The sequence below is a fragment of the Orbus hercynius genome, assembly GCF_003634275.1.
GTDB classification, from domain to species: domain Bacteria; phylum Pseudomonadota; class Gammaproteobacteria; order Enterobacterales; family Orbaceae; genus Orbus; species Orbus hercynius.
In genome coordinates this window covers 520,177-546,965 of record NZ_RBWY01000001.1, presented here as the reverse complement: position 1 = coordinate 546,965, position 26,789 = coordinate 520,177, and the positions used below count along the sequence as shown (strand labels likewise).

Below are 26,789 nucleotides of genomic sequence, written 5' to 3'. Positions count from 1 at the left end.
CTCTGCCTTAATCTCGAACTGTGTAGCTAAACCGTTTTTTAATCTGTATCTGATGCTATGTGCATATAGATATTTTTGTTCTAGCTCTGGATCAGAGTGAGCTAGTTGGCAGTGGTTAAAATACTGCTTTTTTTGCATTCTGATTTACCGATTTACTGTTTGCTATTTCGCTTGCTCTAGCCTGATCCGTGTTATAAAAATGCCCGTTTCTAAATTCCATGTACACAGTCCCAGTTTCGCCATTTCGAGCTTTACCGATAATTAATTCGGCGATCCCTTTTTGCGTTGAATTCTCTTTGTTGTAGTACTCGTCGCGATAGATAAAAATTGTTAAGTCCGCGTCTTGCTCAATGTCACCGGAGTTCCTCAAGTCACTATTCATTGGCCTTTTGTTTGGGCGTTCCTCTACCTTTCTTGACAACTGACTAAGTGCAATCACAGGTGTTTTAAGCTCTTTCGCCATAGATTTAATTTCACTTGATACAATCCCCACGGCGATATCATTTCGCTCAGCTTTTGGCAGTTTGATTAATCCTAAATAATCGATAAATATTGCTGCTAATTCAGGATGTTTTTGCTTATGCCTTCGCGCTACATTTCTAATTTTTTCAATAGTTAGGTCGCTGATATCTACCATCCAGATCGGTAAGTTCATCATCTGTCCGATTCCAGCGCTAATTTTCCCCCAGTCGGATTCTTCAAGGTCAGCGGGATTTCTAAATTTACCGGAAGCGATATTCCCTGTTGATGCAACTTGTCTTTGTGCCAGTTGACTAGCTGACATTTCAAGTGAGAAAACTAAAACACCATGCCCTTTCATTGCCATTTGTTTTATCGCTTCAAGCGCTAATTCAGTTTTACCCATCGAAGGTCTAGCAGCTAAAATTATGTAGTCGCTAGGCTCTAGCCCGCCGATTTTTTTATCAAGATCTGGAATGGAGAAATTAATCACTTTTTCTATACCGTTCATTCGGTTTTCAAGAGTTTCAAACATTGAGCCGAGAACATCGTTAATGTGAATTGGCTCTAACTCTTCTGAACTCGTGTTGATCATCTCAAATTCTTTTATTAAGTCTTTGACGATATCTTTTGTAATATCCGCATTAGCTGATGAATTAATGTCGTTATTTGCTTTTTTTATCAGCTGGCTTATTTTTCTTGCTTGATAGTCTTCTTTCATCATGCGAGCGTAGCCAATGATATTTGCCGGGCTGTGACACATTTTCATTGATTCAAACATGTTCGCCGAATCCTGTCCCGTTAACTTCCCACTCAAAATAACGGGATCAATAATATTTTTTGATAAAGCTTGTTGTTTAATTTCTTTGAATAAGTTTCGGTATAACCCCACAGTGAACATGCTTTCATTAACGATATTTAAAACATCAAATGAATTTTGATTTGCTCCGTTGAGCAGCAATCCACCGATCACAGAGCCTTCTAATTGCTGTACACTCATTGTTGGCCACCATTGATTCTGTTGTATTTTTCTCTAGTTTTCACTAAGCACGTAACCGACAACACGTAATCAAAAGTCATTTCCCAATTCGTCGCTGGGTTTTTAATATCCAGATCGGTAGATATTTCTATTAGCGTTTCAAAGTAAGCTTCAATAGCATCAAGCGGTCTGTCTGTTTTTTTTGTTAGTTCAATGATTAACTTATCTATTTTATGTATCCGGTCTACAGTTAAGTCATCTACGCGGCCTAGCTTCTCACCACAAATTAAATTGAATTTATCAAGTATTTGAGTGTATGTTTTTTGTGACTGTTTAAATTTAATAGCGTCAGACAAATAACCGTCAAATCTAGTCATTCGGCAGATATTCTCTGGCTTTGCATTTTGTTTCCCAGTTTCGGCAAACCAATCAATTACCATTCTTACATCATCAAAACTGTATTTTTTTAATGCTTTCAAGAAAGGATCGTGATTTTTACAATGAGCGGTTCTCGTAGTGTTGTAATATTCAATCAGCGATTTAGCTTGATTTTCTAATTCAAGAATTTCATCGCTAACTTTTCCCCCTTTAGGGGATATAGGGGTATTTCTTTTTTCTTTTGTAATATTGTCTTTTGTGTTTACCTCTTTTGGTAAAGAGCTATTTACCGTTTTAGTAAAGGTTTTCTTACTCGTTTTGGTAAATGTTTTACCTAAATGGGTAACGTTAATATTCCACTCGGTTAAATTCTTGTTAATCCCGCAAGCTCTACCGTTTGAAATTACAATACGCATGTTGATTAACTCATTCTTTATTGTTGAGCATCTTGTTTCTGCATACCCAGTTAATGCGGATAATTGCTTATTCCCGATCCAGTCAGTTTTTTTGTTATATCCATAAGTTTTCCGGGCGATTGCAAGTAAGACATTCAGCTGTCTTGAGGTTAATTGTGATGATATTATTTTTTCTAATAACTCATTAGCAATACGAGTATAGCCATCATCTAAATCAGCCATCCGAACCTCTTTGGGTTGAAATTTTATTACTTCAGCTACGGACATGATCGCCCCCTTTTGCTTTTTTAAACTCTTCAACAAATCGCTTTGCAAATGGTTTGTTTTTTAATGCGATCATGGCCAACTCGTCGGGTTTATCTGCCCGTTGACATGCTGTGTAATTTGTTTTATTCTTTTTCATGTGTATTATTTCCTTAAGTAGTTAATACATACCGCCACTAATTGCGTTTAGTGGCTTTTTTATTGCGCAAAACTGACCAGTTGACATCTGGGCGAAGTTCTTCGCAGGTTATTTCTCCATCCAAAGCTATTTCCACCAGCATCGCTTTATCTTCACCAATTTTTGATTTACCTTTAAGCCAATTACTAACTGCTGGTTGGCTGACTCCGCATATTTTTGCAAAAGCTCTTTGGCTCCCGGTTCTTTTAATCGCCTCTTGTAAAATGCTCATATATAAATCACTTAGTTATTAAAACACCTCTAAATGATAACTAAAGTTATTGGCATAGTCAAGAAAATGATAACTTATGTTTTTTTACATTTATAACTAAAGTTATATAATCAATAAAATATTTATGGGGGAAACATGAGTACATTTACTGAACGTTTTAACGAAGCCTTTAAAAAATCTGGGCTATCTCAGCACCAGTTGGCCGATTTAGTAAAAGTTAGCCAGCCAGCTATAAAGAAATTAGTTTCAGGAGAAACAAAGAGTTTCAGAAAAATAGCCGAGCTTTCAAAGGCCTTAAATGTTGATATTAACTGGCTTTCAACCGGTAAATCTGATACAAAAAGCCAAGACAGAAATAAATTAAATCTAGCGCAGAGAATTAAGTTAAGGCGAGAAAAATTAGAGCTAACTCAAGAGCAGCTATCTCAAAAAATAGGTAGCACTAAAGAGCTTTATGAGCAAATCGAAAACGGTGCTGCAAATCCATCTAAATATTTATATGAAATATCGGTAGCTTTAGAATGTGACATGGCTTGGCTTTTAAGTGGTAAGAATGATTCTAACGTTGAGAATATAACATTAAACAACAATCGCCGGGTGCCAGTAATTAGTTTTGTTCAAGCTGGGGTTTGGACCGAATCATGTTGCATGGAAGACTCAACAGGATTTGAATATCTCCAAACAGATCTTGATTTATCTGAAAGCTCGTTTGCTTTGAAAATTAAAGGGCGATCAATGGAGCCCGATTTTGTTGAAGGAGATATGATAATAATTGATCCAACAGTCAAACCTATGCCCGGTGATTTTGTTGCCGCGGTGAATGGAGAAGAAGAGGCTACTTTCAAAAAATATCGTGAAATTGGTTATGATGAATACGAAAGAATGCAATTTGAGCTAGTTCCTTTAAATAACGATTTCCCTATTATGACATCATTAAAACAACAGATTAGAATTGTTGGTACTATGATAGAACATAGAAGATATAGACATAAAAGATAATCAATTCTCCTTAGGAAGCACGGTTAACCGCTTCGGCGGTTTTTTTCACGCCTAAAATTCACATCTTGATCAGTTTAAATAGCTTTTTTAAATCAAAGCATTACAAATAACAAAAATTACAGGTTAAATGTATTTATAATAAAATCATATAGATAAATTATAACAAATATCTTATTGATCAATCCTGGGAAATTCACTTCTTAAAATTAAATTGGTTAAAATTTAATCATTCAATAGCTTTTTTATTTATTTTGATAACTTTAGTTATTGACCGAATCGATAACTTTAGTTATTATAGCTACATCAACTCGGAACAACAAACAAGTTGACTGCTCTTTAACAAAATGAAAAGTCGAAGTTAATTAGTTTAACTAGCAACCCTAGCAAAATGAAATAGCACGAACTACAGCACACTTCTTAGAACGATTTAAGACTGTACTTACTTAAAAAGGCTCACTGCTATAAAACGAAATTAACGCGCAAAAACTCAGCTCTAGAGATAATTGAGCAATCAAATCAGCTGGCTTTCAATGAGAGTCAGCGAGTTTGGACGTGGTAACCCTAGCCCTCTTCGGAGGGCATTTTTACAGGTGAATGAATATGACTAATAAAAACCAAGCTAAACACAAGAAAGGCGCAATTAGCGTCTTTTTTAATGCCTGCGGAGTGGTATCAGTATATGGCCTGCTCTGTTTCACTATTTATCAAATGATGGTCGTAGCAACGAATTAGAGGTGATTTATGGTTATGTCATACAGTCAATACATGGATAAAGAAGAAAAAGCGCAAGAAAAACAGCTTGAGATTGAACGCATCCAGCTTGCTTTATTAAAAGAGTTATCCGCACTTGGTTATGTCGCCGATGACGACGTTATATCAATGATAGATGACATAGCTGATTTAGTAGTGAATGACAGTTTAAAAGCAAGAGGCTTTAGAAAAATGTCTCTTGCAGAGCTTGGTGATTCATATGATAAATCGATTTAGGAGATAGATAATGACAACACAAAGTACAGCGGTATCAACAAACATTAAATCATTTTTTGATAAGCCAGCAGTTAAGGCAAAGTTAACAGAGTTGCTACATAAAAACGCCGCTAGCTTTACAACATCAGTTTTGCAAATAGTTAACTCAAATGAAATGCTAGCAAAGGCTGATCCGATGAGCATTTTTAATGCTGCATGCATGGCCGCAACACTGAATCTTCCTATTAATAATAGTTTAGGGTTTGCTTATATTGTTCCGTATAACAATAAGAAAAAAGAAGAAGTTAATGGAAAGAAAATCGAAAAATGGGTAACTGAAGCTCAATTTCAAATTGGATATAAAGGATTTATTCAACTGGCACAGCGTTCTGGCCAGTTTGAAAGATTAGTATCAATCCCTGTTTATGAAAAACAATTAGCCAAAAAGGACTTGATTAACGGTTTTGTTTTTGATTGGGATGGTGAATATAGCGATGATGAAAAACCCATTGGTTATTATGCATATTTTAAGCTTATAAATGGGTTTTCAGCTGAGTTATATATGAGTGAAGCTGATGTTATTAAACATGCAGGTAAATACAGCCAGACATTTAAAAAGGGGTTTGGTAACTGGAAAGATAACTTCGAAGCAATGGCACTTAAAACAGTAACTAAACTACTACTTTCTAAACAAGCTCCTTTATCAATTGAAATGCAAAAAGCTGTTATGTCTGACCAGTCAGTAATCAAAGATATTACTAATGATAGTTATGATTATATTGATAATGACTCGGAGCCTCAAGCAATCACCTTAATTCAGGTTGATGATGAACTATTTAAGCAAATACAAGAAAACGTATTAACTGGTGAATTAGAGCTGTCTGATGCACTAAATAGTTATTCATTCACTGAAGAACAAATTAAACAATTAGGTGGTTAATTATGTTAGTTAGATGCTCAAGTTTGCATAAAATAATGAGCGGCCCGAGAGAAAAAGACGGAACTAATAAGTTATCAGATACAGCTAAGTCATACGTTAGAGAGGTCGCAAAACTAGACCTCTTTAGTTATGAAAACTTTGACGGTAACAAATATACCGAAAAAGGTAACTTTCTCGAAGATATCGCAATTCAATCAAGTGGATTAATTAGAGCTCGAAAGTATCAAAAACATGATGGCCGAATCAATAACGATTGGATTACTGGCGAGTGCGACATACTAGATAAGAAAATTAGCTTAATCATTGATATAAAAAACTCGTGGGATATCGGAACTCATCCATTTTTCAAAGACGAGGCGGAAATTAAAGCAAAAAAAGCCGGATATGACATTCAAGTGCAAGGCTACATGTGGCTGTATGATGTTGAAAAAGCGGATATTGATTTTTGGCTGTTCCCTGCATCAGAAGAAATGCTATCACCATATGAAGATCGCACAAAACTCATTGATTTAGTTGAAGCGATACCACTAAGAAAAAGAGTAACTACCATATCCTTTATTCGTGATGAATCACTTATTGAAAAAATCAAAGTTAAATCAGAGTTGGCTCAAGAGTATTACGAGCAACTAATCAAAGAATTAAATTAAAAAGGAATAATTATGTTTTGCAAGAATTTAATAGTGTATGAATTCGATAATGGCAGTTTTTTATCTCAAATCAATAATGATCTATTGCGAAAAATAGCTTATACCCCCTGCTCTCCAATTGACGCAATTAAAAACGGTTTTATTTCACCGCTAGATAACGGTGATGTGATGAAGTTATCCGCTGAATTGGTTAAGGTTGATGAAAATGATTAACCTAAACTGGCGTGATGGCGTATGGATTTAAACTAAAAGGTGTTAAGTGATTATGGGAATAAAAACAGAAACAACTACGACAGTAACATGCGATTTTTGTGACAAGCAGCTACACGGTAAACCTGAAAAAGAAATAACAATATTTTATCGACAAGGTTATGAGTGCAATACAGAAATAAACATCAAAATTGAAGCTACTATGCAATGGCAGCCGGAGCAAATTGTATGCAAAGAATGTTTAATTAAATATATGAAACAATGGATTAAGAGGCAGGAAGATGGAATCTAAAATATGCACAAAATGCGGTAAAACATTCTATCGCACAGAGAAATGAGTGATTCAACTTGGAAAAGTGAACGTCGATGCGGATATCGATGTAAGCACAATTTAATCGACAAAGAGCCTCCGCCGGGAGTCGATAGATTCCCGTTTATTAAGATGAAGTTAGCAACTCATTATACTGACAACAATCCGCCTAGTGCGGTTTTTTAATCCACATTTTCTGTTGATAACTTCTGTTTAACTCCCCTAACCTACTAATTTAAATACCTTTATAGGATTGATTAAAAAATGAAAAATAAACTATCTGATTTAAACAATCATTTATTTGCACAGCTCTAAAGATTATCTGATGAAGATTTAACAATAGAGCAGATAGATAAGGAAGTAACAAGAGGGAAAGCAATAAATGATGTGGCAAAGACTATTGTTGATAACGCTAAACTTGTTTTAGAAGCTGCGAAGCTCAAAGCAGATCACGTTATTGATGCTGTTCCAGATGTTATCGGAATTGAATCGAAATGAAGTATACAGAACAGCAACTAGCTTTTATTAAAGAAAACTCAAAACTACCGAGAATTGAATTAACTGAGCTATTTAATGAAGCCTTTGGGGAAAATAAAGGAGCAAAAGCGATCGGCGGCTTATGCAAGCGATATGGTTGGCTGACAGATAAAAAGTATTGGAATTTTAGCAAGGGTAACATTGCTTGGAACAAAGGCGTTACTGGATATATGGGCGCTAATAAAACTTCATTTAAAAAAGGTTTGGTTCCGCATAATTACCGCCCTGTTGGCTCTGAGCGCATAACAAAGGATGGTTATATCGAGGTCAAGATTAAAGACCCTAAAACATGGAGACTAAAACATATCCATGTATGGGAGCAAGTAAACGGAAAGCTACCGACAGGACATTGTATCATTTTTAATGATAGCAACCGTAAAAACTGTGATTTGTCTAACTTGCAATTAATCACAAGAGAAGAAAATGCCAGATTCAATAAGAGCGGCTATTCTCATTACCCACAAGAGCTAAAACCAACATTAAGAGTTATCACGAAGCTAGATATCACAGCAAAGCAATTATCCTCGCAATAACTAATTAACCCAACTTAATAACACTGATCACTTAGTGAGCATTGTTATGTCTAAAGGAAATGAATATGACTATACATGAATTGAAAATCTTACCCGAATATTTCAATGCAGTAAAAAGCGGCGTAAAAAAATTCGAGTGCCGCATTAACGATCGTGACTATCGATCTGGCGACATCCTTCATTTGCGAGAATGGCAGATTAAATACACAGGTAACGATATTAAAGCAAAAGTTACTTACATATTAAGTGACGAACAATTTACCAAGCCAAGCATGGTGATTATGTCAATAGAGGTGATTAAGTGAAATTAACAAATTTAAATGTTGGCGATTCTGTAACTGTTTTTCGTCTAGGTAAGATTCTTAGAATTGAAAAAATAGAAAGAAAAACAAAAACCATGTTAGTAACCAAGATGGGAAATAAGTTTAACATTAATACTGGATATAAAATCCCGTATGACACTTTTAGTTCGTCTATACAGCCAACCACAGAAGACGACAGAAAAGCCGTCACAAGACAAGAGATGATTGATAAATTAATGTCGTTCCCTTTTGGCAGATTAAGTTATGAACAACTTAAAAATGTACTGAAAGCTATTTCAGGTAAGGAGATTAAGTGAAAGAGATTAAACGGTACTTCTTTATTAATGGCGTGGCTCATGAAAGTGATGATGGCCGCTGGGTTAGATTTGATGAATGCGAAAATTACATAGCCGCTCGTGACCATGTAATTAATGAGCTTGAGCATAGAATCAAAGCGCTTGAATCAGCTGAGCGCACTTTAATGAATCTAGGTTATGAAAATAAAGGTGGTGAATTGTGGAAGCCACCAGTCGGCAAGAAGCCAGACTTTAGTCTTATTGATAGGCTTAACAAAAGGATTAGTGACCTTGATTTTGAACGAAAAAAAGCATTTAAAGCAGGGAATGACTATTTTAATAAAGTAAAAGCGCTTGAGAGTGAGAAAGAGAATGCTTATCAAGAAGGTAAGCTTTCTATAGTAAAGCAATTAACATATTCAAACCCAGAAAATACAATTGATATTTTAAATGAGCTAACTATTACTACAAGAATGGGAGAAGAATACGAAGAGTCTTGGAATACTAAAAAGTTACTTGAATACTTCGACGTTGAGCAGAGCTTCCAAAGCAAGGTTACTGAATTAGAAAATCATTGTGAGACTATGTACTGGAATGCACTAGCAATTAGAGACGGGTTCGCTACTGATATTTTAAGTTGTAGCGATGATAGCTTAAAGCAATTCATACAGTTAAGAGTCGGCGAAATCAAGGCTCAGGGGATCGAGGAATTTATTAAGATAGAGACAGAAAAATCAATAAAGTTTGGCAATAACGAAATATTTAGAAGCTATGTAATGGTGCGCAGAAGATTATGTGTATTTTTAAATAAACTAAGGGCTAATCATGACTAACAAATTTAAAAGACAAGTATCAAGCCAATTCATACAAGATACTATTCCGCAGTCAAAAGATGCGGAATGTGCTCGCTGCCAAATGCTAGAGGTTGAAATTGAGCGAAAAGACAAATTAATGCAAGGTTGGGATAAAACAGAAGCAGAAATCAGAGTTGATGCAGTTAATGAATTCATGCGGCAAGTGATCCGCAATGAGTTCTATAACGAAGATGTATTAATAAACTTTTATCGAAATTGGGTTAAGGGGTTAGAGGATGAAAAATAAACCAGCTCTTGACGTATGTTGTGGCTCTCGCATGTTCTACTTTGATAAGAAAGATAACAGGGTTTTATTTTGCGATAACCGAAAAGAAAATCACATTTTATGCGATGGGCGAGCTTTAGATATAAGTCCGGATATTCAATGCGACTTTACTAGCCTACCTTTCCATGATGAAACATTTTATCAAGTATCATTCGATCCTCCGCATTTAATTAAAGTCGGGGAAAATAGCTGGTTAGCAAAAAAGTACGGGAGATTAGATAAAACCACTTGGCAAGATGATATAAAAAATGGATTTAGAGAGTGTTTTAGAGTGCTAAAAAAGAACGGAACTTTGATTTTCAAATGGAATGAGACGGACATACCAGTAAGTGAAATATTAAAACTAACAGAATATAAACCATGGATTGGGCACATTAGCGGTAAACGTTCAAATACACACTGGATATGTTTTATAAAGTGAGAGGTAATGAATGAAAAACAAGTATAGCTTGATATATTGCGATCCGCCGTGGCAGTATTCAAATCAAGCAACAAGAGCAGCGACAAATAATCACTACCCCGCCATGACACTAGACGACCTCAAGAAATTACCAATCCAAAACATCACAGAAGATAACGCAGTTCTATTTATGTGGTTTACTGGGCCCATGACGAAAGAAGCGATTGAGCTAGTCGAATCGTGGGGATTTAAGCTAAAAACAACCAAAGGCTTCACATGGATAAAACTAAATAAAAACTATGACAGTATCTTAGCTAAGTTTCTCCTGGTTGTGCGGCTTCCTTTTATTGAGGTTCTGCAAAAAATATCATTTTTCGGACTTGGTAATCACACTAGAACAAACTCAGAGGATTGTTTAATAGCGATCAAGGGCAAGGGAATTGAGCGTCAAAATAAGTCAATTAGCCAAGTGATTTATGCACCGATTGGAAGACACAGCGAAAAACCAAAAGAGGCTAGAGATAGACTTGATATGCTTTACGGAGACGTTCCGCGTATTGAGTTATTCGCTCGTAATAATTTCGAAGGGTGGGATGTTTGGGGTAATGAATGCGATAACAGTATAGAAATGGAGTAAACAATGGAAAATAAATATAGTGGGTTGAGTGATTTTGAGGTTAATAAGTTAGTTGCAGAGAAATTAGGATATAAATATTCATGTGACGACACACAAGGTGCTGTTTTAGTTGAAAGTATATCAAGTGGTTACGGGGGCTTTAAGACAATAATATTGAGCAAGAATTATTGTTTTGATTATTCAGAGGTTTTTAAGCTAATGATTGATAACAAGCTAGACCTTGATTTTAACCCATTAACTAATTCATGGTCATGTCGAAAACGGACAAATAAAAAATATATTTCATCTTTGAATGAAAACCCATGCCGAGCTATCGCGGAATGCTTTTTACTTATTAAAGATGAGGAGAATAAGGATGACAAATAAACTACTACCGTGTCCGTTTTGCGGTGGAAAAGCTCATATAGCAGTATGTGACGCTGAAGGTAATCCGCATGATGATTCTTATGAGAACGACCCGTGGTCTGGGCTTAGTTATACTTTAATGCATAGTTTTATAGAGAATGAATTGTGCCCTATTGCACATTTTGAAGATACAACACTTGGCACAACACTTTATGACTCAAGAGAAGAACTAATTAAAGCGTGGAACGAGAGGATTAAAAATGGCTGATATAGCAGATGATGCAAACGATTTAGCGCAACTAGAAATACAAAGCATTTTACGAAATAGAATGCCTACCAAATCAGCTTATTATAAGCTGTGTAGGTTTTGCAAAGAACCAACGCCAGACGGACACGCTTTTTGTGATGAAGATTGTAGAGATGATTTTGAGAAGAGAAATAAAGGAGCTTAATATGCCGGAATTAATCACTGAAAATGAATTAATGAAAAGACTCGGAATAAAAAGCCGATCAACAATTTACAGCTTAATGAAAAAGCGAGGGATGCCGGATGCGGTGTTAACGCATCCGCGCAGATACAGCGAAAAAGCTATATCAGAGTGGATTAATAAAGGTGGAGTTAATCAGAATTCTTGATGTGCCAAAAAATCTTATCTGCATACAGTTCATAAGCTTTTTTCTGTTCTTCAAGCCAATCGTGTTTATTATAAATAGACATCACCCCACCCAACTCATGCCCTAGCATTTTTTCAGTAACATGCGGCATAATTCCCTCCTCTGATAAACGAGTTGATAGAGCGCGTCTAAAGTCGTGCGCGCTCCACTCTGGCATATCTAAATTACTTCGTAGACGTCTGACATATCTATTTGCTGCTGATATAGTCATCGGCTCATTTAGATGTGTTCCCGGAAACATTTTATCATTAAACAAATCTTGTAGCCTTTCAACCATTTGCTTAACTTGTTCAAAAATAGGCCGCCTAATCACATTCCCCATTTTACTGTGCTCTTTTGGCACGGTCCAGATCAACTCATTCATATCAAATTCATTGACATTAGCCGTCCTTAATTCAGAATTTCTAGCGCCGAAAAGCATCAGCATTTGATGCAAGAGTTTATTTGGTGTTGATGCTCGGCTTCTTTCTATAGCAAGCCAGATTTTAGCTAGCTCTTTGTACGTAAGAACGCGATCGCCAACTTCTGTTTTTGTGCCAATGTTTTTCGGGCTGATCTTCATTAGTTCACAAGATTCAATTATCTGTCGCCCTATGCACCAATTTAACGCCGATTTTAGCTGAACGAAAATAACTTTAGCTTTTTTAGGGTTTAATTTCTCTTGCTCATCAAAATATTTAACCCAATCTCTAACCGAAATATCTTGTACAGAAATATCGTTAAACTGATTATATAAACTTTTGTACACAATAGCTTTGTATAGCTGCGCCGTTTTTTCTCTCAGCGTTGATACATAACGTTCCATCCAGTAATCTAGGCAATAGTTTAATGTTAACTCCGAGCTTCCACTGCTAGTAAAGTGCGTCTTTGGGTTGATATCTTTATCATAAAGCAACCTAAGCTCGCCAGTCATAATTCTAGCATCTTTTAATGAAAGAGCTGGATATCTGCCAAGTGTTAATCTGACGGGTTTATTTTGCCATCTGTAGCGAAATTGAAATGCAATAGTACCCTTTTGTGTTATCCTAACACTAAGTCCATCACCATCGGTTAATTCGGGTGCGCCGCTGTATGGTTTATTTAATATTGTTCTTAATTTAGTGTCACTGAGAGCCATAATTATATTCTGTACACAATGAAAAATAGAATTATGTACTCAATGTGTACAAAATAGCAAGTGTACAAACTAAAAAAGTTAAAAACAAAATAATACAAGCGCGAACAAATAAACAATCTAATAATTGATAAATAAAGAATAAACTAAACAAAACTGTAATTAAAAAAACAAATATGAACGATATTACACAGCCCAGTTTTTACTTTCATGATTATGAGACCTTTGGTACTCATCCTGCCTTGGATCGTCCCGCTCAGTTTGCGGGGGTAAGAACGGATAGTGAACTCAATATTATTGAAGAACCACTGGTTATTTACTGCAAACAGACGCCTGACTATTTACCTAATCCTGAAGCTGTGCTAATTACCGGCATTACGCCACAAGAAACCCAGCAAAAAGGGGTATGTGAAGCGGTATTTAGTGAGAGTATTCATCGTGCTTTTAGTCAGCCTAACACCTGCATTTTAGGCTATAATAATATCCGTTTTGATGATGAAGTCTCACGTAATATTTTTTATCGTAATTTTTTTGATCCGTATGCCTATAGCTGGAAAAATAGCAGTTCCAGATGGGATTTGCTAGATATCGTTAGAACCTGTTATGCCCTTCGCCCTGAAGGGATCAATTGGCCAATCAATGACAATGGCTTTGCCAGCTTTCGCCTTGAGCATTTATCACACGCCAATCACATTAGCCACCAAAATGCCCATGATGCCATGTCCGATGTTTATGCCACCATTGAAATGGCAAAGCTGATTAAGCAAAAGCAACCTAAACTGTTCGATTACTTTTTTCATTTGCGTAATAAAAACCAAGTGGCCAAATTGATCGATATCGTCAATATGACACCATTAGTCCACATATCAGGTATGCTCGGTGCTCATCGTGGCAACACCGCATTAATGGCACCTATCGCCTGGCATCCAAACCAACCCAATGCGGTGATTATGTGTGATCTAGCCGGTGACATTGATACCTTGTGTTCACTCGATGCCGAACAAATAACACAGCGGCTCTACACCAAAACTGAAGATTTAACCGATGATGAGTCCCGCATTGCCTTAAAATTGATTCATACAAACAAGTGCCCAGTTATCGCGCCAGCCAAAACGCTATCTGTCGATAACGCTAAGCGTCTATCCCTCGATCTCGATGTGTGTCATGCTAACTGGCTAAAACTCAAAGCAGCGCAGCACCTTATTACCCAAAAAGTCCAACTTATTTTTGGCCAGTCACCAAGCTACCCAATCGACAATGATGTGGATAGTCAGATTTATAATGGCTTTTTTGACAACTATGATAAGTCACTGTGTGAACTGATCCGTGATACCGATCCTGCGCGACTTGATACGCTAAAGCTTGTGCCACATGATGCGCGTCTAAAGGCACTATTTTTTCGATATAAAGCACGTAATTATCCGCAAACACTCACTGAAAGTGAAAAAGTCCAATGGCGTGATCATTGCCAAGACAAGCTTAATGAAGAGGCCGTGCGCCAGTATCTCATCAATTTAGAAGCGCTGGTACAACAGTATTCACAACAACCAAAGCAAATCGAATTATTAAAAGATCTTTATCACTATTGCCAATATCTCGTGAGCTAACTGACCTAATTTCGATGGGTTTAGTTAACTCATCGAGATACCAATATAGTTATCTTACCGCCAATATGGCTTAGCCTCCCTATGATTAAGACTGCTAGACAGTTTTTATTTGGATAACCATATAAAAAAAGACAATTTTAAAATAAAAAATTATTTTTTGATAATTAGAGTTGAATTTAATTTACATCTATTGCTATAATTTATCCCGCAATAGAGACTATTATTAGCGTACTCCGCGCCAAAGTGTCTATGTGCTATATCAATTAGACAAATGATTTGTAAATCCCCTTTACAGCGCCAATCATCCTATCTAATCCAATTATCTGGAGCCTTTTCGTGAACACTAATAACTCGACGTCGAGCAACAATCGATCGTTTGTCGATCGCTATTTTCATTTTCAGGAAAACAAAACCACTTTAAGAACTGAATTAGTCGCCAGTTTTACCACCTTCATCACCATGGTCTATATTGTGTTCGTTAACCCCAAAATTTTAGGCGATGCTGGCATGAACTCGCAAGCGGTCTTTGTCACCACCGCGCTCATAACCGGAATCGCTTGTTTACTGATGGGAATTGTCGCAAAGCTCCCGATCGCCTTAGCACCCGGTATGGGGATCAATGCTTATTTTGCTTATGTCTTAGTCGGGTCAATGGGACTCAACTGGCAAACTGGAATGACCTTAGTGTTTTTAGGTGCTTCTGGGCTTTTTCTATTATCACTTTTTAAACTTCGTTATTGGATGATTGCTAACATCCCCTTTTCAATCCGCATTGGCGTGAGTAGCGGCTGTGGTTTACTGATCACATTAATCGGTTTACATAACGCTGAAATTATCGTTGCCGATCCCGACACGATGGTTAAACTGGGTAATCCAACGTCTTATCCTTTTATGCTTGGTTGTGTTAGCTTTTTAATCGTTGCCGGCCTTGCTCAGCGCGGGTGGAACGCTTCCATCTTATGTTCATTTATTGTTGTGACCTTAATCGGCTGGGCATTCGATCCTAATGTTGTCTATCACGGCATTGTCAGCTTACCGCCCGATATCTCATCGGTCGTTGGGCAGCTTGACTTTAGCCATGTGTTTGAGATTTCTTTAGTCGGTATCATTATTTCGGTCATGCTCATTAACTTGTTTGAATCATCTGGCACCTTTATTGCGGTTACCGATAAAGCAGGTCTTGCTGATAAGCACGGCCGTTATCCCAATCAGCAGCGCTCACTGTATATCGATAGTGCCTCATCAGCATTAGGCTCAGCGATGGGCACCTCGGCGGTCACCGCTTATGTTGAAAGTGCTTCAGGCGTCGCGGTTGGTGGACGCACCGGTATGATGGCTTGTGGTGTTGGTGTATTATTTTTATTAATGATTTTCTTCTCACCACTGGAAAAAATGGTGCCATTATATGCAACAACTGGTGCGCTGATTTATATCGGTGTACTGATGGCGTCAGATTTAGCCCGTATCAAATGGGAAGATTTAACTGAATCGGTACCGGCCTTTGTCACCACCATTATGATGCCTTTTAGTTTTACCATTACAGAAGGGATCGCAACGGGCTTTATCACTTATGTGTTTATGAAAGTTTTTTCGGGCAAATTCAAAGATTTGACTGCCTGTACTATCATTATGGCGATTCTATTTTTAGCTCGCTACATTTTCCTTTAATGAATGATTAAACAGATCATCTAACTTGATGACGAAAATAGGATATTATTATGACAACCATGTATAAAGAAGATATTTGTGAAATGATTGATGCCGGCGCTGCTAAAATTCCAGCCGATCTCATTATCATTAATGGTAACTTAGTTAATGTCAACTCAGCCGAAATTTATCCCGCTGATGTTGCTGTGTATAAATCACGTATCGTCGCAACAGGCGATGTATCAGGTTATATTGGTGCGAAGACGAAAACCATTGATGCCAAAGGTAAATATATTGTACCGGGGTTAATCGACGGCCATTTACATATCGAATGCAGTAAACTGTCCATGACTAGCTTTGCTAAAGCCGTGCTACCGCACGGCACAACGAGCATTATTTCAGGACTAGACCAATATGTGGTCACCGCAGGCCTTGATGGTATTGAAGAGATTTTACAAGAAATCGACAAGACGCCACTTAAAGTTTTTTGGGGACTGCCATTTTTAACACCTTACACCTTACCACAAAGTAATGTCGGCTTTAATGTCACCGCCAAAACACATGCTGAAGTCCAAAAGTGGCCAGAAGTATTTGGTGTATGGGAAACCGTTAGTGAATTTATTGAAAATCAGCACAGCGATGTGATGAAAGCGATTGAATATGCCCGTATCAACCGTTTACCTATTTTTGGCTGTGCACCAATGACGCGAGGCCATAAACTTAACTCCATTTTGTGTGCTGGTGTTCGCCTTGATCATGAAAGCTATGATCACCAAGAGATGATGGAGAAAATCCGTAAAGGGATGAATGTGATCATTCGTGAATCATCAATCTCGCATTTCTTAGCAGAAAACGTCAAAGTTATTACTCACTTAAACCCACGTTTATCTCGCCGGGTCAGTTTTTGTACCGATGATGTTATCGCATCCGATATCATCAACAATGGCCATATGGATAAATTGATTCGCATGGCGATTGCCAATGGGGTTGATCCACTCACTGCCATTCAAATGGGGTCGATTAACTCAGCAGAAGCGTACCGTATCGACCATTTAGTCGGTTCAGTTTCACCCGGCCGTTTTGCGGATATTTTATTAGTGGAAGACTTAGTGAAATTTAACATTGACACGGTTATTGCTAAAGGGCAATTAGTGGTTGAAAACCATCAAACCGTCTATCAATTTGTGCCACCAAAACGCAGTAATGTGCTCTTACAAAGCATGAAATTAAAACCGGTTACAGCTGATGACATTGCGGTTAAAACCGATGTGACTGAACCAACCGTGCACGCTTTATCTCTGGATGTCGATTTTGACATTCCCTTTGTACGACGTGGCCGTCAGGTAGAATTAGCGGTTAAAAATGGCGTAGTACAACCCGATATAACTAACGATGCAATCTATGCAACGGTGATTGAGCGTTTTGGCAAAACGGATGGTAAACCGAAAGTCGGTTTTTGTTCTGGCTGGAAGTTGAAAGCCGGCGCAATGGCAAGTTCTTGTGCACCCGATGATAATAATGTGGTCTGTATTGGTACCAATTCCGCCGATATGGCGATCGCAATCAACCATCTTGCCGAGCATGGCGGTGGTCAGGTCATCGTCAAAGATGGCAAGGTACTTGGCTTCTTATCACTGCCAATTTGTGGAATTGTCTCCGATCTTGATCCGCATACCATGGCCGCTGAAGAAGAAAAACTGCTACAAATCGCCCGTGAGCTTGGTTGTGATCTGCCTGATCCACTCTTTTATATGTGCTGCCTACAAATTACCGCCATTCCGGATTATGCCATCACGGATTTAGGTGTCATTGATTTCCATGAGCAAGCGGTTATGGATCCAGTCTTTAAATGCGGCTGTACACATGGCAAGTTACATCCTAAATGCCATCATTAAGGTGTCAAAAAGGACAAGTGATAACCTGACTTGTCCTTTCGATATCACATAGATAAGCATAACTATTTTTATCCCATTTTAGGTGAAAAAGAGGTACCTAATGACACAATATCAACAGCTTAATGATTTAATTGATATGGCCGCTGGTAAGAAAAAAGCGCACTTACTTATCACAAACTGTAAAGTGATCGACGTGTATAATCAACAAATCGTCGACGGACCTTTAGCGATTGCTCATGGCAAAATCGTTGGTTATGGCCATGATTATCAAGCAGAAAAAACCTTAGACGCTAAAGGTGGTTACGTGATGCCGGGCTTAATTGATGGTCACGTGCACATTGAATCCTCATCACTGAGCCCAACCCAATTTGCCCGCTGTATTTTACCATTTGGTACGACAACCATCATCGCCGATCCACACGAAATTGCCAATGTTTGTGGACTTGATGGTATCCGTTATATGCTTGAGTCGGCACGTAAAACCCCGCTTGATGTGCGTATTATGCTGCCATCTTGCGTCCCTGCAACACCATTTGAACAATCAGGCTGCGTGCTTGAAGCAGAAGATCTTGCCGAGCTCATCAATGAGCCTGGCATTCACGGACTTGGTGAAGTGATGGACTACCCTAGCGTGATTAATCATAGTGACAACATGATGAAAAAACTCTGGCTCGCCAAAGATCACGATCGCGTTATCGATGGCCATAGCCCTGGTGTGAAAGGTAAAGATTTAGTCGCGTATGTGATGGGCGGTATCATGACTGACCACGAATGCAGCACGACTAATGATATGCTAGAGCGCATACGTTTAGGCCAGTATATTTTGCTGCGTGAAGGCTCAACGTGCAAAGATTTATTAAACCTAATTCCTGCAATCACGCCAGCCAATGCGCGACGCTGCGTACTGTGTACTGACGACCGTGAACCATCGGATATTTTAACTACAGGTCATATCAATAAAAGTTTGCGTTTGGCTGTTGAGCATGGACTTGATCCGGTTTTAGCTGTCACCATCGCAACGCTTAATGCGGCGGAATGTTTTCGGTTGAAAAATAAAGGGGCTATTGCACCGAATTACGATGCTGACTTACTGATCGTTGAAGATTTAGTCTCATTCAACGCCAAACACGTCTTTGTTGGCGGGGAAGAGATCGCCCGCGATGGTCAGCTACTTGTTGAGTGGGAAGACTATGTGTCCGATGTTGTCTTAAATACCGTCAATATCCCCGATTTAACCATTGCTGATTTTACTTTGCCATTAACCAGTGAAAAAGTGAATGCAATTGGCGTTAAACCTGGTAGTGTGGTGACACGTCATTTACAGCTTGATGTGAAAAAAGATGAGCATGGCTATTTTGACCCTCAACATAATCCCGGTTTAAATAAATTAGCCGTGATTGAGCGCCATCATGCGACCGGTAATATTGGCCTTGGTGTACTGGCAAACTATCATTTAAAAAATGGCGCAATCGCCGTCACCGTTGCTCATGATTCACATAATATTGTGGTGGTTGGTGATAATGATGCCGATATGCTTGCGGCAGTGAAAGACATTGAAAAAATGGGCGGCGGCTTTTCGCTGTGTCAAAATGGCAAAATCCTTGCGCATCTTGCCTTGCCTATTGGTGGTTTAATGTCGGATAAACCCGCTCAAGAAGTCGCCGATGAACTCCACCATATGATTAAAGTGGCAACCGAGTCTTTTGGTATTAATCCCAATGCCCATCCACTAATGACATTGGTATTTATGACGCTACCGGTAATTCCTGAACTGAAATTAACGTCAACTGGGTTATTTGATGTAAAAGCATTTATGCCGCTCGATCTCTGTATCGAGTAATCAGCTGCTGATAAAATAATAGCACGCTTACCGTTCCATGACGTTAAACGTGCTATCACCTCACGGCAACAAGCGATTAAGATTTAAACATTGAGCTTAAAAATTCTTGCGTTCTTAAATTTTGTGGATGATCAATCAGTGATTTAGCGGGTCCCGATTCGACAATAATGCCACTATCCATAAATAAGACCGTATCAGCAACTTCTCGTGCAAATCCCATTTCATGGGTCACAATCACCATGGTCATTTTATCTTCAGCGAGTTTTTGCATGGTTTTTAATACCTCACCGGTTAGCTCCGGATCAAGTGCCGACGTCGGTTCGTCAAATAGCATAATCTCAGGTTGCATAGCGAGCGCTCTCGCAATCGCAACTCGCTGCTTTTGCCCACCAGATAATTGAGATGGATAATCATTTTGTTTTGCCAGTAAACCCACTTTACTTAATAGCTCTTGCGCTAATGGCACGATTTCATCACGTTTAATTTTTTTCACAATCATCGGTGCTTCAATCACATTTTGCAATACAGTCATATGGGGAAACAAGTTAAAATGTTGAAAAACCATGCCCATTTTTGCGCAAATTTGCTTAATTTGTCGCTCGGGTTGATACACGGCTTGATCTTGAGTATTATTTTGCACCATCCACTCATTGGCGATAGCAATATTACCAGAATCAATTTGTTCTAAATGATTTAAGCAGCGCAGCAGCGTTGATTTACCAGAACCGGATGAGCCAATAATCGCCACCACTTCAGAGCGCTTCACCGCTAAATCAACCCCTTTTAACACTGATAGCTGACCAAACGATTTATACACTTGATCAGCTTTAATCATCATATCAGTCATCGTAGCGGGCATAGTATTTCTCCAGTTTTTGATATAGCCAAGTCAAAATAAGCGTCATTAGTAGATAAAAAACCGCAGCTATAAAAAATGGTGATAAATCAAAATCACGTTTGACTAATTGGTAGGCAATTCGCATCAAATCTTGTAGCGCAAGTACATAAACGAGTGAGGTATCTTTAACTAAAGTAATCGTTTCGTTACTCAGTGGCGGTAAAATTTTCTTGACCATTTGTGGTAATACAATGCGCCACATGGTTTGGCTATAAGTCATCCCCAAGGTTTTGGCTGCTTCATACTGGCCTTTATTGACCCCTTGAATACCCGCTCTAAATATTTCAGCAAAATAGGCGGCATAGTTTAGTGAAAATGCGATAACAGCGGTCGAAAAACTATCAAAACGAATACCAAGCATAGGCAGCGCAAAATAGATAAAAAATATCTGCAGCATCAATGGTGTACCACGCATTAACCAGATATAACCATTAACCAAATACTCTAACGGTTTAATTTTGGATAAGCGCATTAACGCTAATATCAAACCAAACGGAATAGAAAGTAATAAGGTAATGAAAAATAAGCCTAATGTCAGCTTAGCACCAACCCACAGCTGCGGAACGATATCAATACAATAATATGCTATAAGCTTCGCATTACCCCCTATCTGAAGGATAATTTGCAGTATATAATCCATTTATATTCCTATAAAAATAACAACGCAGTCCAATATTGGGCTGCGTTTATCAAAATAGCGCTTTTTAAATGCTATTTTGTAACATCTTTACCAAACCATTTTTCCGAAATCTTAGCTGAAGTGCCATCGGCTTCCATACTATCAAGTGCATTTTGAATTTTTTGTTGTAACTCAGTATTGCCTTGTTTAAAGCCCACACCATATTGTTCTTCACCAAAATTATCATCAAGGATACGGTAGTCATCTGGTTTTTTCGCTACATAATAACGACCAACCACACCATCAACAACCACAGCATCAAGACGTTCATTACCTAAATCTAATAGCGCGGTCACATTATCCGCATATTGGTTAAGTTCACCAAACGATTGATGAATCGGATCAGCATTAACCGCATCAAGTGCACTACTACCGTTTTGTAATCCAATCACTTTACCTGCTAAATCAGCTTTGCTTTGAATATCACTATTAGGTCTAACCACAATAATTTGTTGGTTAACCATATAAGGTTTTGAAAACAGAACATTTTCTTTACGATAATCGGTAATCGTCAAGCCATTCCATAAGGCATCAACTCGACCACTATTTAATTCAGCTTCTTTTGCAGACCAATCAATCGGTTTAAACTCGACATTAAGATTAGCGCGCTTAGCCGCTTCTGTTGCTAAATCAATATCAAAACCCACTAAGTTATTACTCTCATCACGAAATCCCATCGGAGGGAAATCATCATCAAGCCCAACCACAATCGTTTGCATTTGTGTATTTGTATCTTCATTAGCCGCATTTTGTTTTGATGAATTGTCACAAGCACTTAATAAAAATGCTGCAAAAAATGTCATAATCGGTAAAAAAAAGTATTTACGCATAAGATTCCTTAAAATAGAGTTAATTAAACTTATATCAAATATCAGCTTTGATAATGCTATCGTATGTCACTCTATTTATCCAGTCAGTTTTAAGCGTTTTGCCATAAAATTAATTGATAATTGAAATCAAAATTCGACATTTCCTAATAGCGGGCTAATTCTGGTGTGCAACTTTATAAGATTTAGTTGTTGCTGTAAATATTTTAATAGTTATTTGCTGGAATAATTACACAAAATTCATCACGTTGTTTGAGTGCTAAACTCAAATTTAATGGGCACAACAGAATCATCAACACTACATTTAGCAAGGTTATTATTGCTAAAACTTTTCATTCATTAATTGCTCAAAATTATTTTGTTTCTGTTACAATGTTTCACATGCAGTAAAAGCAATGTCATAACCCTATAAAATAGAAGGTTTTTTAATGATTACAACAGATGCAAATGGCGCGGTATCCTCCGTTGCTTATCGCGCTAACGAAGTCATTGCGATATATCCAATCACCCCAAGTTCGACGATGGCTGAACAAGCAAGCACTTGGAGTGAATATCAAAAGAAAAATATTTTTGGCGATATCCCTACAGTCATTGAGATGCAGTCAGAAGCTGGCGCGATATCTACCGTACACGGTGCATTAATGACCGGAGCTCTAGCGACATCGTTTACCTCATCACAGGGATTATTACTCATGATCCCATCGCTATACAAAATTGCCGGCGAATTAACCCCATTTGTGCTGCATGTAGCGGCTCGAACTGTCGCAACTCATGCGCTATCAATTTTTGGCGATCACTCTGATGTCATGGCTGTGCGGCAAACTGGCTGCGCGATGCTGTGTGCCAATTCCGTGCAAGAAGCACAAGATTTTGCGCTAATTTCACAAATTGCCACCTTAAATAGCCGTGTGCCATTTATTCACTTTTTTGATGGCTTTAGAACCTCGCACGAAATTAATAAAATCGAGCCCATCACGGATGAAACGATCAAACGGTTGTTACCGTATGAAGCGATTGCAAAGCACCGTGCCAATGCACTAACGCCAGATCATCCGGTTGTGCGCGGCACATCCGCCAATCCCGATACGTTTTTTCAGTGCCGTGAAGCGGTTAATACCTTTTATGATAATACCTATCAACATGTGGTGGATGCGATGGACGCATTTGCTAAAGAGACGGGTCGACATTATCAGCCTTTTGAGTATTATGGTTCACCTGATGCCGAGCGCATCATCGTCTTAATGGGCTCTGCGGTAGGTACGACCAAAGAAGTCATTGATAACTTAATGCAGAGTGATGCGAAAGTTGGCGTGGTATCGGTCAGATTATTCCGTCCTTTCTCAGCTAAACATTTGCTCGATATTATTCCGCAATCAGTCAAAAAAGTAGCGGTTCTCGATCGCACTAAAGAACCAGGTTCACTAGCGGAGCCGTTGTATCTTGATATTATGACTGCTTTTGCTGAAGCCGTATCACGCGGCGAGCGCACCAGCCTACCAATGATAATTGGTGGTCGTTATGGCTTATCATCAAAAGAGTTTAACCCACGTGCAGTATTGGCAATATTTAATGAGCTAGCCTTAGAAAAGCCAAGGCCACGTTTTACCGTTGGTATCTTTGATGATATTACTGGTTTATCACTGCCCTTACCTGCGCAGTCAATTCCACAAAAATCTGCGCTTGAAGCGTTATTTTATGGACTTGGTAGCGATGGCACCGTATCGGCGACGAAAAATAATATCAAAATTATTGGTAATAGCTCGCCATTCCATGTACAGGGCTATTTTGTCTATGACTCGAAAAAGGCCGGTGGTTTAACTGTTTCTCATCTTCGCGTGAGCTCAGATCCGATTCATTCAGCCTACTTAATTGACAGTGCGCACTTTATTGGCTGCCATCAAGATCAATTTATTGATAAGTATCATATTGTCGAAAATTTGAAAGAAGATGGTATCTTCTTACTTAATACGCCTTATAGTAAAGACGAAATTTGGCATCGGCTACCGAAAGAAGTACAAGCTGGGCTCATTAAAAAACGCGCTCACTTCTATATTATTAACGCCAGTAAAATTGCGCGTGAATGCCGCTTAGGATCGCGTATTAATACCGTGATGCAAGCGGCGTTCTTTTATTTAGCTGAAATTTTCAAACAAGACTTTACAACCGAGAAACTTAAAGCGGTGGTCGAAAAAGCCTATAGCAGCAAAGGGCAAGATTTAGTCGAAAATAACTGGAAAGCCATTGATATGGCGGTCAGTTCATTAGAACATATTCCGTTGACATGTGTTGATGAGAGCAGCCCATTCATGCCGCCAATTGTGCCAGATAACGCGCCTGATTTTGTCAAAACAGTCACAGCGGCCATGCTCGCAGGTATTGGTGATAGCTTACCTGTTTCCGCTTTCCCACCCGATGGGACTTGGCCAGTAGGTACAACCCAGTGGGAAAAACGCAATATTGCTGAAGATATCCCAATTTGGCGAGAAGATCTCTGTACGCAGTGTAACCACTGTGTGGTTGCCTGTCCTCATGCCGCTATACGTGCTAAAGTCGTCTTGCCAGAAGATATGGCAGATGCACCAAGTACACTTGCCTCGCTTGACGTCAAAGCAAGAGACATGAAAGGTCAACGATACGTACTACAAGTTGCTCCAGAAGACTGCACCGGCTGTAATTTATGTGTTGAAGTTTGCCCATCGCGTGATCGCAATAACGTTGATATTAAATCAATCAATATGGCTTCACGTATTGATAACCTGGCAGATCAAAAAGCAAATTATGACTTCTTCTTGAATTTACCTGATCGTGACGTCAGTAGCATTGAGCGTATTGATATTCGAACTTCACAACTGCTCACGCCGCTGTTTGAGTACTCAGGCGCATGTTCAGGTTGTGGTGAAACGCCATACATTAAACTGTTAACGCAGTTGTTTGGCGATCACTTAGCCATCGCCAATGCGACGGGTTGTTCATCAATTTATGGGGGTAACCTACCGTCAACGCCTTATACCACAGACCGTTCGGGTCGCGGACCTGCGTGGGCTAACTCGTTATTCGAAGATAATGCTGAATTTGCATTAGGATATCGGCTCACCTACACACAGCACAAACACCGTGCTATGCGTTTACTTGAGCAAGTGACCACACAAGGCATTGCAACCGTAACGCCGGAATTAGTGCAGCAACTGATATCAGCGGACACACCATTGAACGATAAACGTCAACAGCTCGCTTTACTTAATGCACAGCTAGCTAATATCACATCACCCATTGCCAAAGAGCTACTTGCTTGCAGTAACTACTTAGTCGATAAGTCCGTTTGGGCTGTGGGGGGCGATGGCTGGGCTTATGATATCGGGTTTGGTGGGCTTGATCATGTGTTGAGCTTAACAGAAAACATCAACGTTTTAGTACTTGATACGCAGTGTTACTCCAACACCGGTGGTCAACAATCAAAAGCGACGCCGATGGGTGCAGTCTCTAAATTTGCCGATTTAGGTAAGCAGAAATCACGTAAAGATCTTGGCGTTAGTATGATGATGTATGGTCATGTGTATGTCGCGCAAATTGCGTTAGGTGCGCAGCTAAACCAAACCTTAAAAGCCATTCAAGAAGCCGAAGCTTATGATGGTCCATCAATTATTATTGCTTATAGTCCTTGTGAAGAGCACGGTTATGAACTCGATAAATCCCATGAACAAATGAAAGACCTAGTCAAATCAGGATTCTGGCCACTTTATCGTTATGATCCACGCAAACTGCACGAAGGTAAATCAGCCTTAACGTTGGATTCTCGTCCACCCAATAGTGGTATGTTATCAGCGACGCTATTAAAAGAGCAACGCTTCAAGCGCCTTGAAACCTTAGAACCGCTAACTGCTGACAAGTTACATCTAGAATCAACCAAAATTATTGATGCTAAATATAAACTTTTACAGTTATTAGCCACTTACACGGAAGCGGAAGTCCCGCCTGAAGCATAATGCACAAAGTCATCGCTAAGCAAAAAACAGCTCAATTGAGCTGTTTTTTTATCACTTAATCTTTGCTACTGTTTACGAAAACATCCCACTATGGGTAATGTTGATACAACTAATTCACGGCTTTCCTGCGAAATATGTTGCTTGAGCATATGATAAAAATCCCCCTCCTTACCACCTAACATTGATGTCATAACAGTGACAAGTTTTTCGCTATTAAAAAATGGCCACAGTAAAGGACATGATATTAAAATATAAGTTAGCGGGAGCAGATTTTTGAAATTTTCAACTGACGATGTACAATCAAATTCAGCTAATAGTCTTTTTAAATTGTAACTTAGTTCATTGTCAGTAGTTGCCACATTTTTGGTATTTAAAATGGCGTTAACTAACTCATCTGAATATGTACTTTGGCGATAGCGGATTTCTTCAACTAAGACAGAATTAAGCATGCCACAG

32 protein-coding genes and 1 pseudogene are annotated in these 26,789 nt (G+C 38.7%); 24 read left to right on the top strand and 9 right to left on the bottom strand.

Going from position 1 to position 26,789, the window contains the following annotated elements; all coding sequences use genetic code 11:
* Positions 1-115: 115 nt before the first annotated feature.
* From DES39_RS02615 to DES39_RS02605, 4 genes are read right to left on the bottom strand one after another with little or no spacing between them, the layout of a single operon-like run.
* A complete protein-coding gene (locus tag DES39_RS02615) occupies positions 116-1,459 on the bottom strand; it encodes a replicative DNA helicase (protein WP_121144202.1) in 1,344 nt (447 codons plus the stop codon).
* Positions 1,456-2,499, bottom strand: coding sequence for a replication protein (locus DES39_RS02610; RefSeq protein WP_121144201.1), 1,044 nt, complete (start codon positions 2,497-2,499; stop codon positions 1,456-1,458). The genes DES39_RS02615 and DES39_RS02610 overlap by 4 nt, the downstream gene beginning before the upstream one ends.
* Entirely contained in the window at positions 2,486-2,635 is a 150-nt protein-coding gene (locus tag DES39_RS10910; RefSeq protein ID WP_170143317.1) for a hypothetical protein, read from the bottom strand. Before DES39_RS10910 ends, DES39_RS02610 begins: the two co-directional genes overlap by 14 nt.
* A gap of 37 nt (positions 2,636-2,672) precedes the next feature.
* Positions 2,673-2,906, bottom strand: coding sequence for a transcriptional regulator (locus tag DES39_RS02605; RefSeq protein WP_121144200.1), 234 nt, complete (start codon positions 2,904-2,906; stop codon positions 2,673-2,675).
* A 135-nt stretch (positions 2,907-3,041) separates the two neighbouring features.
* On the opposite strand from DES39_RS02605, the gene DES39_RS02600 reads away from it, so the two are divergent.
* The 19 genes and pseudogenes from DES39_RS02600 to DES39_RS02515 all read left to right on the top strand — a co-directional run bounded on the left by DES39_RS02600 (position 3,042) and on the right by DES39_RS02515 (position 11,804).
* A complete protein-coding gene (locus tag DES39_RS02600) occupies positions 3,042-3,905 on the top strand; it encodes a LexA family transcriptional regulator (protein ID WP_170143316.1) in 864 nt (287 codons plus the stop codon).
* Between the two features lie 600 nt (positions 3,906-4,505).
* The gene (locus tag DES39_RS11070; protein WP_281271052.1) at positions 4,506-4,637 is read left to right on the top strand and encodes a hypothetical protein; all 132 of its coding nucleotides are present in this window, start codon (positions 4,506-4,508) and stop codon (positions 4,635-4,637) included.
* Positions 4,638-4,652: 15 nt separating this feature from the next.
* Positions 4,653-4,892 (top strand): hypothetical protein, encoded by a 240-nt coding sequence (locus DES39_RS02595; protein WP_147405413.1) that lies wholly within the window; start codon positions 4,653-4,655, stop codon positions 4,890-4,892.
* 10 nt (positions 4,893-4,902) lie between these two features.
* Positions 4,903-5,811 (top strand): recombinase RecT, encoded by a 909-nt coding sequence (locus tag DES39_RS02590; protein ID WP_121144198.1) that lies wholly within the window; start codon positions 4,903-4,905, stop codon positions 5,809-5,811.
* A gap of 2 nt (positions 5,812-5,813) precedes the next feature.
* Positions 5,814-6,458, top strand: coding sequence for a hypothetical protein (locus DES39_RS02585; protein WP_211324593.1), 645 nt, complete (start codon positions 5,814-5,816; stop codon positions 6,456-6,458).
* 12 nt (positions 6,459-6,470) lie between these two features.
* A complete protein-coding gene (locus DES39_RS02580) occupies positions 6,471-6,671 on the top strand; it encodes a hypothetical protein (RefSeq protein ID WP_121144196.1) in 201 nt (66 codons plus the stop codon).
* Between the two features lie 52 nt (positions 6,672-6,723).
* On the top strand, positions 6,724-6,960 hold the full coding sequence (locus tag DES39_RS02575; protein WP_121144195.1) for a hypothetical protein: 237 nt from the start codon (positions 6,724-6,726) through the stop codon (positions 6,958-6,960).
* A 282-nt stretch (positions 6,961-7,242) separates the two neighbouring features.
* Positions 7,243-7,476 (top strand): annotated as a pseudogene (locus DES39_RS11180) (hypothetical protein).
* Positions 7,473-8,048: an HNH endonuclease signature motif containing protein gene (locus tag DES39_RS02565; protein WP_121144194.1), complete on the top strand. Its 576-nt coding sequence runs from the start codon at positions 7,473-7,475 to the stop codon at positions 8,046-8,048. Before DES39_RS11180 ends, DES39_RS02565 begins: the two are co-directional and overlap by 4 nt.
* A 65-nt stretch (positions 8,049-8,113) precedes the next feature.
* Complete coding sequence (locus tag DES39_RS02560; protein WP_121144193.1) at positions 8,114-8,353, top strand: DUF3850 domain-containing protein; 240 nt, start codon at positions 8,114-8,116, stop codon at positions 8,351-8,353.
* Positions 8,350-8,667: a hypothetical protein gene (locus DES39_RS02555; RefSeq protein ID WP_121144192.1), complete on the top strand. Its 318-nt coding sequence runs from the start codon at positions 8,350-8,352 to the stop codon at positions 8,665-8,667. The genes DES39_RS02560 and DES39_RS02555 overlap by 4 nt, the downstream gene beginning before the upstream one ends.
* The gene (locus tag DES39_RS02550; RefSeq protein WP_121144191.1) at positions 8,664-9,479 is read left to right on the top strand and encodes a hypothetical protein; all 816 of its coding nucleotides are present in this window, start codon (positions 8,664-8,666) and stop codon (positions 9,477-9,479) included. Before DES39_RS02555 ends, DES39_RS02550 begins: the two co-directional genes overlap by 4 nt.
* Positions 9,472-9,747: a hypothetical protein gene (locus DES39_RS02545; RefSeq protein WP_121144190.1), complete on the top strand. Its 276-nt coding sequence runs from the start codon at positions 9,472-9,474 to the stop codon at positions 9,745-9,747. Before DES39_RS02550 ends, DES39_RS02545 begins: the two co-directional genes overlap by 8 nt.
* Complete coding sequence (locus tag DES39_RS02540; RefSeq protein ID WP_121144189.1) at positions 9,737-10,207, top strand: class I SAM-dependent methyltransferase; 471 nt, start codon at positions 9,737-9,739, stop codon at positions 10,205-10,207. The genes DES39_RS02545 and DES39_RS02540 overlap by 11 nt, the downstream gene beginning before the upstream one ends.
* A gap of 10 nt (positions 10,208-10,217) precedes the next feature.
* Positions 10,218-10,823: an MT-A70 family methyltransferase gene (locus DES39_RS02535; protein WP_121144188.1), complete on the top strand. Its 606-nt coding sequence runs from the start codon at positions 10,218-10,220 to the stop codon at positions 10,821-10,823.
* A 3-nt stretch (positions 10,824-10,826) separates the two neighbouring features.
* Positions 10,827-11,189 carry a phage protein NinX family protein gene (locus DES39_RS02530; protein WP_121144187.1) on the top strand — a complete coding sequence of 121 codons (363 nt, stop codon included), beginning with the start codon at positions 10,827-10,829 and terminating at the stop codon, positions 11,187-11,189.
* Entirely contained in the window at positions 11,179-11,436 is a 258-nt protein-coding gene (locus tag DES39_RS02525; protein WP_121144186.1) for a hypothetical protein, read from the top strand. Before DES39_RS02530 ends, DES39_RS02525 begins: the two co-directional genes overlap by 11 nt.
* Positions 11,429-11,620, top strand: coding sequence for a DUF2116 family Zn-ribbon domain-containing protein (locus tag DES39_RS02520; RefSeq protein WP_121144185.1), 192 nt, complete (start codon positions 11,429-11,431; stop codon positions 11,618-11,620). Before DES39_RS02525 ends, DES39_RS02520 begins: the two co-directional genes overlap by 8 nt.
* Position 11,621: 1 nt before the next feature.
* Positions 11,622-11,804: a helix-turn-helix transcriptional regulator gene (locus DES39_RS02515; protein WP_211324592.1), complete on the top strand. Its 183-nt coding sequence runs from the start codon at positions 11,622-11,624 to the stop codon at positions 11,802-11,804.
* Here the strand turns inward: DES39_RS02515 and DES39_RS02510 are convergent.
* Complete coding sequence (locus DES39_RS02510; RefSeq protein ID WP_121144183.1) at positions 11,788-12,960, bottom strand: tyrosine-type recombinase/integrase; 1,173 nt, start codon at positions 12,958-12,960, stop codon at positions 11,788-11,790. The genes DES39_RS02515 and DES39_RS02510 overlap by 17 nt on opposite strands.
* 173 nt (positions 12,961-13,133) lie before the next feature.
* Between DES39_RS02510 and sbcB the strand changes: the two genes are divergently transcribed.
* The 4 genes from sbcB to ade all read left to right on the top strand — a co-directional run bounded on the left by sbcB (position 13,134) and on the right by ade (position 19,946).
* The gene (gene sbcB / locus DES39_RS02505) at positions 13,134-14,564 is read left to right on the top strand and encodes an exodeoxyribonuclease I (protein ID WP_121144182.1); all 1,431 of its coding nucleotides are present in this window, start codon (positions 13,134-13,136) and stop codon (positions 14,562-14,564) included.
* 336 nt (positions 14,565-14,900) lie between these two features.
* Positions 14,901-16,232, top strand: a complete 1,332-nt coding sequence (locus DES39_RS02500; RefSeq protein WP_121144181.1) for an NCS2 family permease — start codon at positions 14,901-14,903, stop codon at positions 16,230-16,232.
* A gap of 59 nt (positions 16,233-16,291) precedes the next feature.
* Positions 16,292-18,106 carry an adenine deaminase C-terminal domain-containing protein gene (locus tag DES39_RS02495; RefSeq protein WP_121144763.1) on the top strand — a complete coding sequence of 605 codons (1,815 nt, stop codon included), beginning with the start codon at positions 16,292-16,294 and terminating at the stop codon, positions 18,104-18,106.
* A gap of 100 nt (positions 18,107-18,206) precedes the next feature.
* On the top strand, positions 18,207-19,946 hold the full coding sequence (gene ade / locus DES39_RS02490) for an adenine deaminase (RefSeq protein ID WP_121144180.1): 1,740 nt from the start codon (positions 18,207-18,209) through the stop codon (positions 19,944-19,946).
* A 76-nt stretch (positions 19,947-20,022) separates the two neighbouring features.
* Here the strand turns inward: ade and DES39_RS02485 are convergent, their stop codons facing one another.
* The 3 genes from DES39_RS02485 to DES39_RS02475 all read right to left on the bottom strand — a co-directional run bounded on the left by DES39_RS02485 (position 20,023) and on the right by DES39_RS02475 (position 22,353).
* A complete protein-coding gene (locus DES39_RS02485) occupies positions 20,023-20,805 on the bottom strand; it encodes an amino acid ABC transporter ATP-binding protein (RefSeq protein ID WP_121144179.1) in 783 nt (260 codons plus the stop codon).
* The gene (locus DES39_RS02480; RefSeq protein WP_121144178.1) at positions 20,786-21,484 is read right to left on the bottom strand and encodes an amino acid ABC transporter permease; all 699 of its coding nucleotides are present in this window, start codon (positions 21,482-21,484) and stop codon (positions 20,786-20,788) included. The genes DES39_RS02485 and DES39_RS02480 overlap by 20 nt, the downstream gene beginning before the upstream one ends.
* Positions 21,485-21,555: 71 nt before the next feature.
* Positions 21,556-22,353, bottom strand: a complete 798-nt coding sequence (locus DES39_RS02475; RefSeq protein ID WP_121144177.1) for an amino acid ABC transporter substrate-binding protein — start codon at positions 22,351-22,353, stop codon at positions 21,556-21,558.
* A gap of 425 nt (positions 22,354-22,778) precedes the next feature.
* Here DES39_RS02475 and nifJ point away from each other — a divergent pair, with 425 nt between their 5' ends.
* On the top strand, positions 22,779-26,333 hold the full coding sequence (gene nifJ, locus DES39_RS02470) for a pyruvate:ferredoxin (flavodoxin) oxidoreductase (protein ID WP_121144176.1): 3,555 nt from the start codon (positions 22,779-22,781) through the stop codon (positions 26,331-26,333).
* Positions 26,334-26,398: 65 nt separating this feature from the next.
* On the opposite strand, the gene DES39_RS02465 is transcribed toward nifJ, so the two are convergent.
* On the bottom strand, positions 26,399-26,782 hold the full coding sequence (locus DES39_RS02465; RefSeq protein WP_121144175.1) for a hypothetical protein: 384 nt from the start codon (positions 26,780-26,782) through the stop codon (positions 26,399-26,401).
* Between the last annotated feature and the right edge of the window lie 7 nt (positions 26,783-26,789).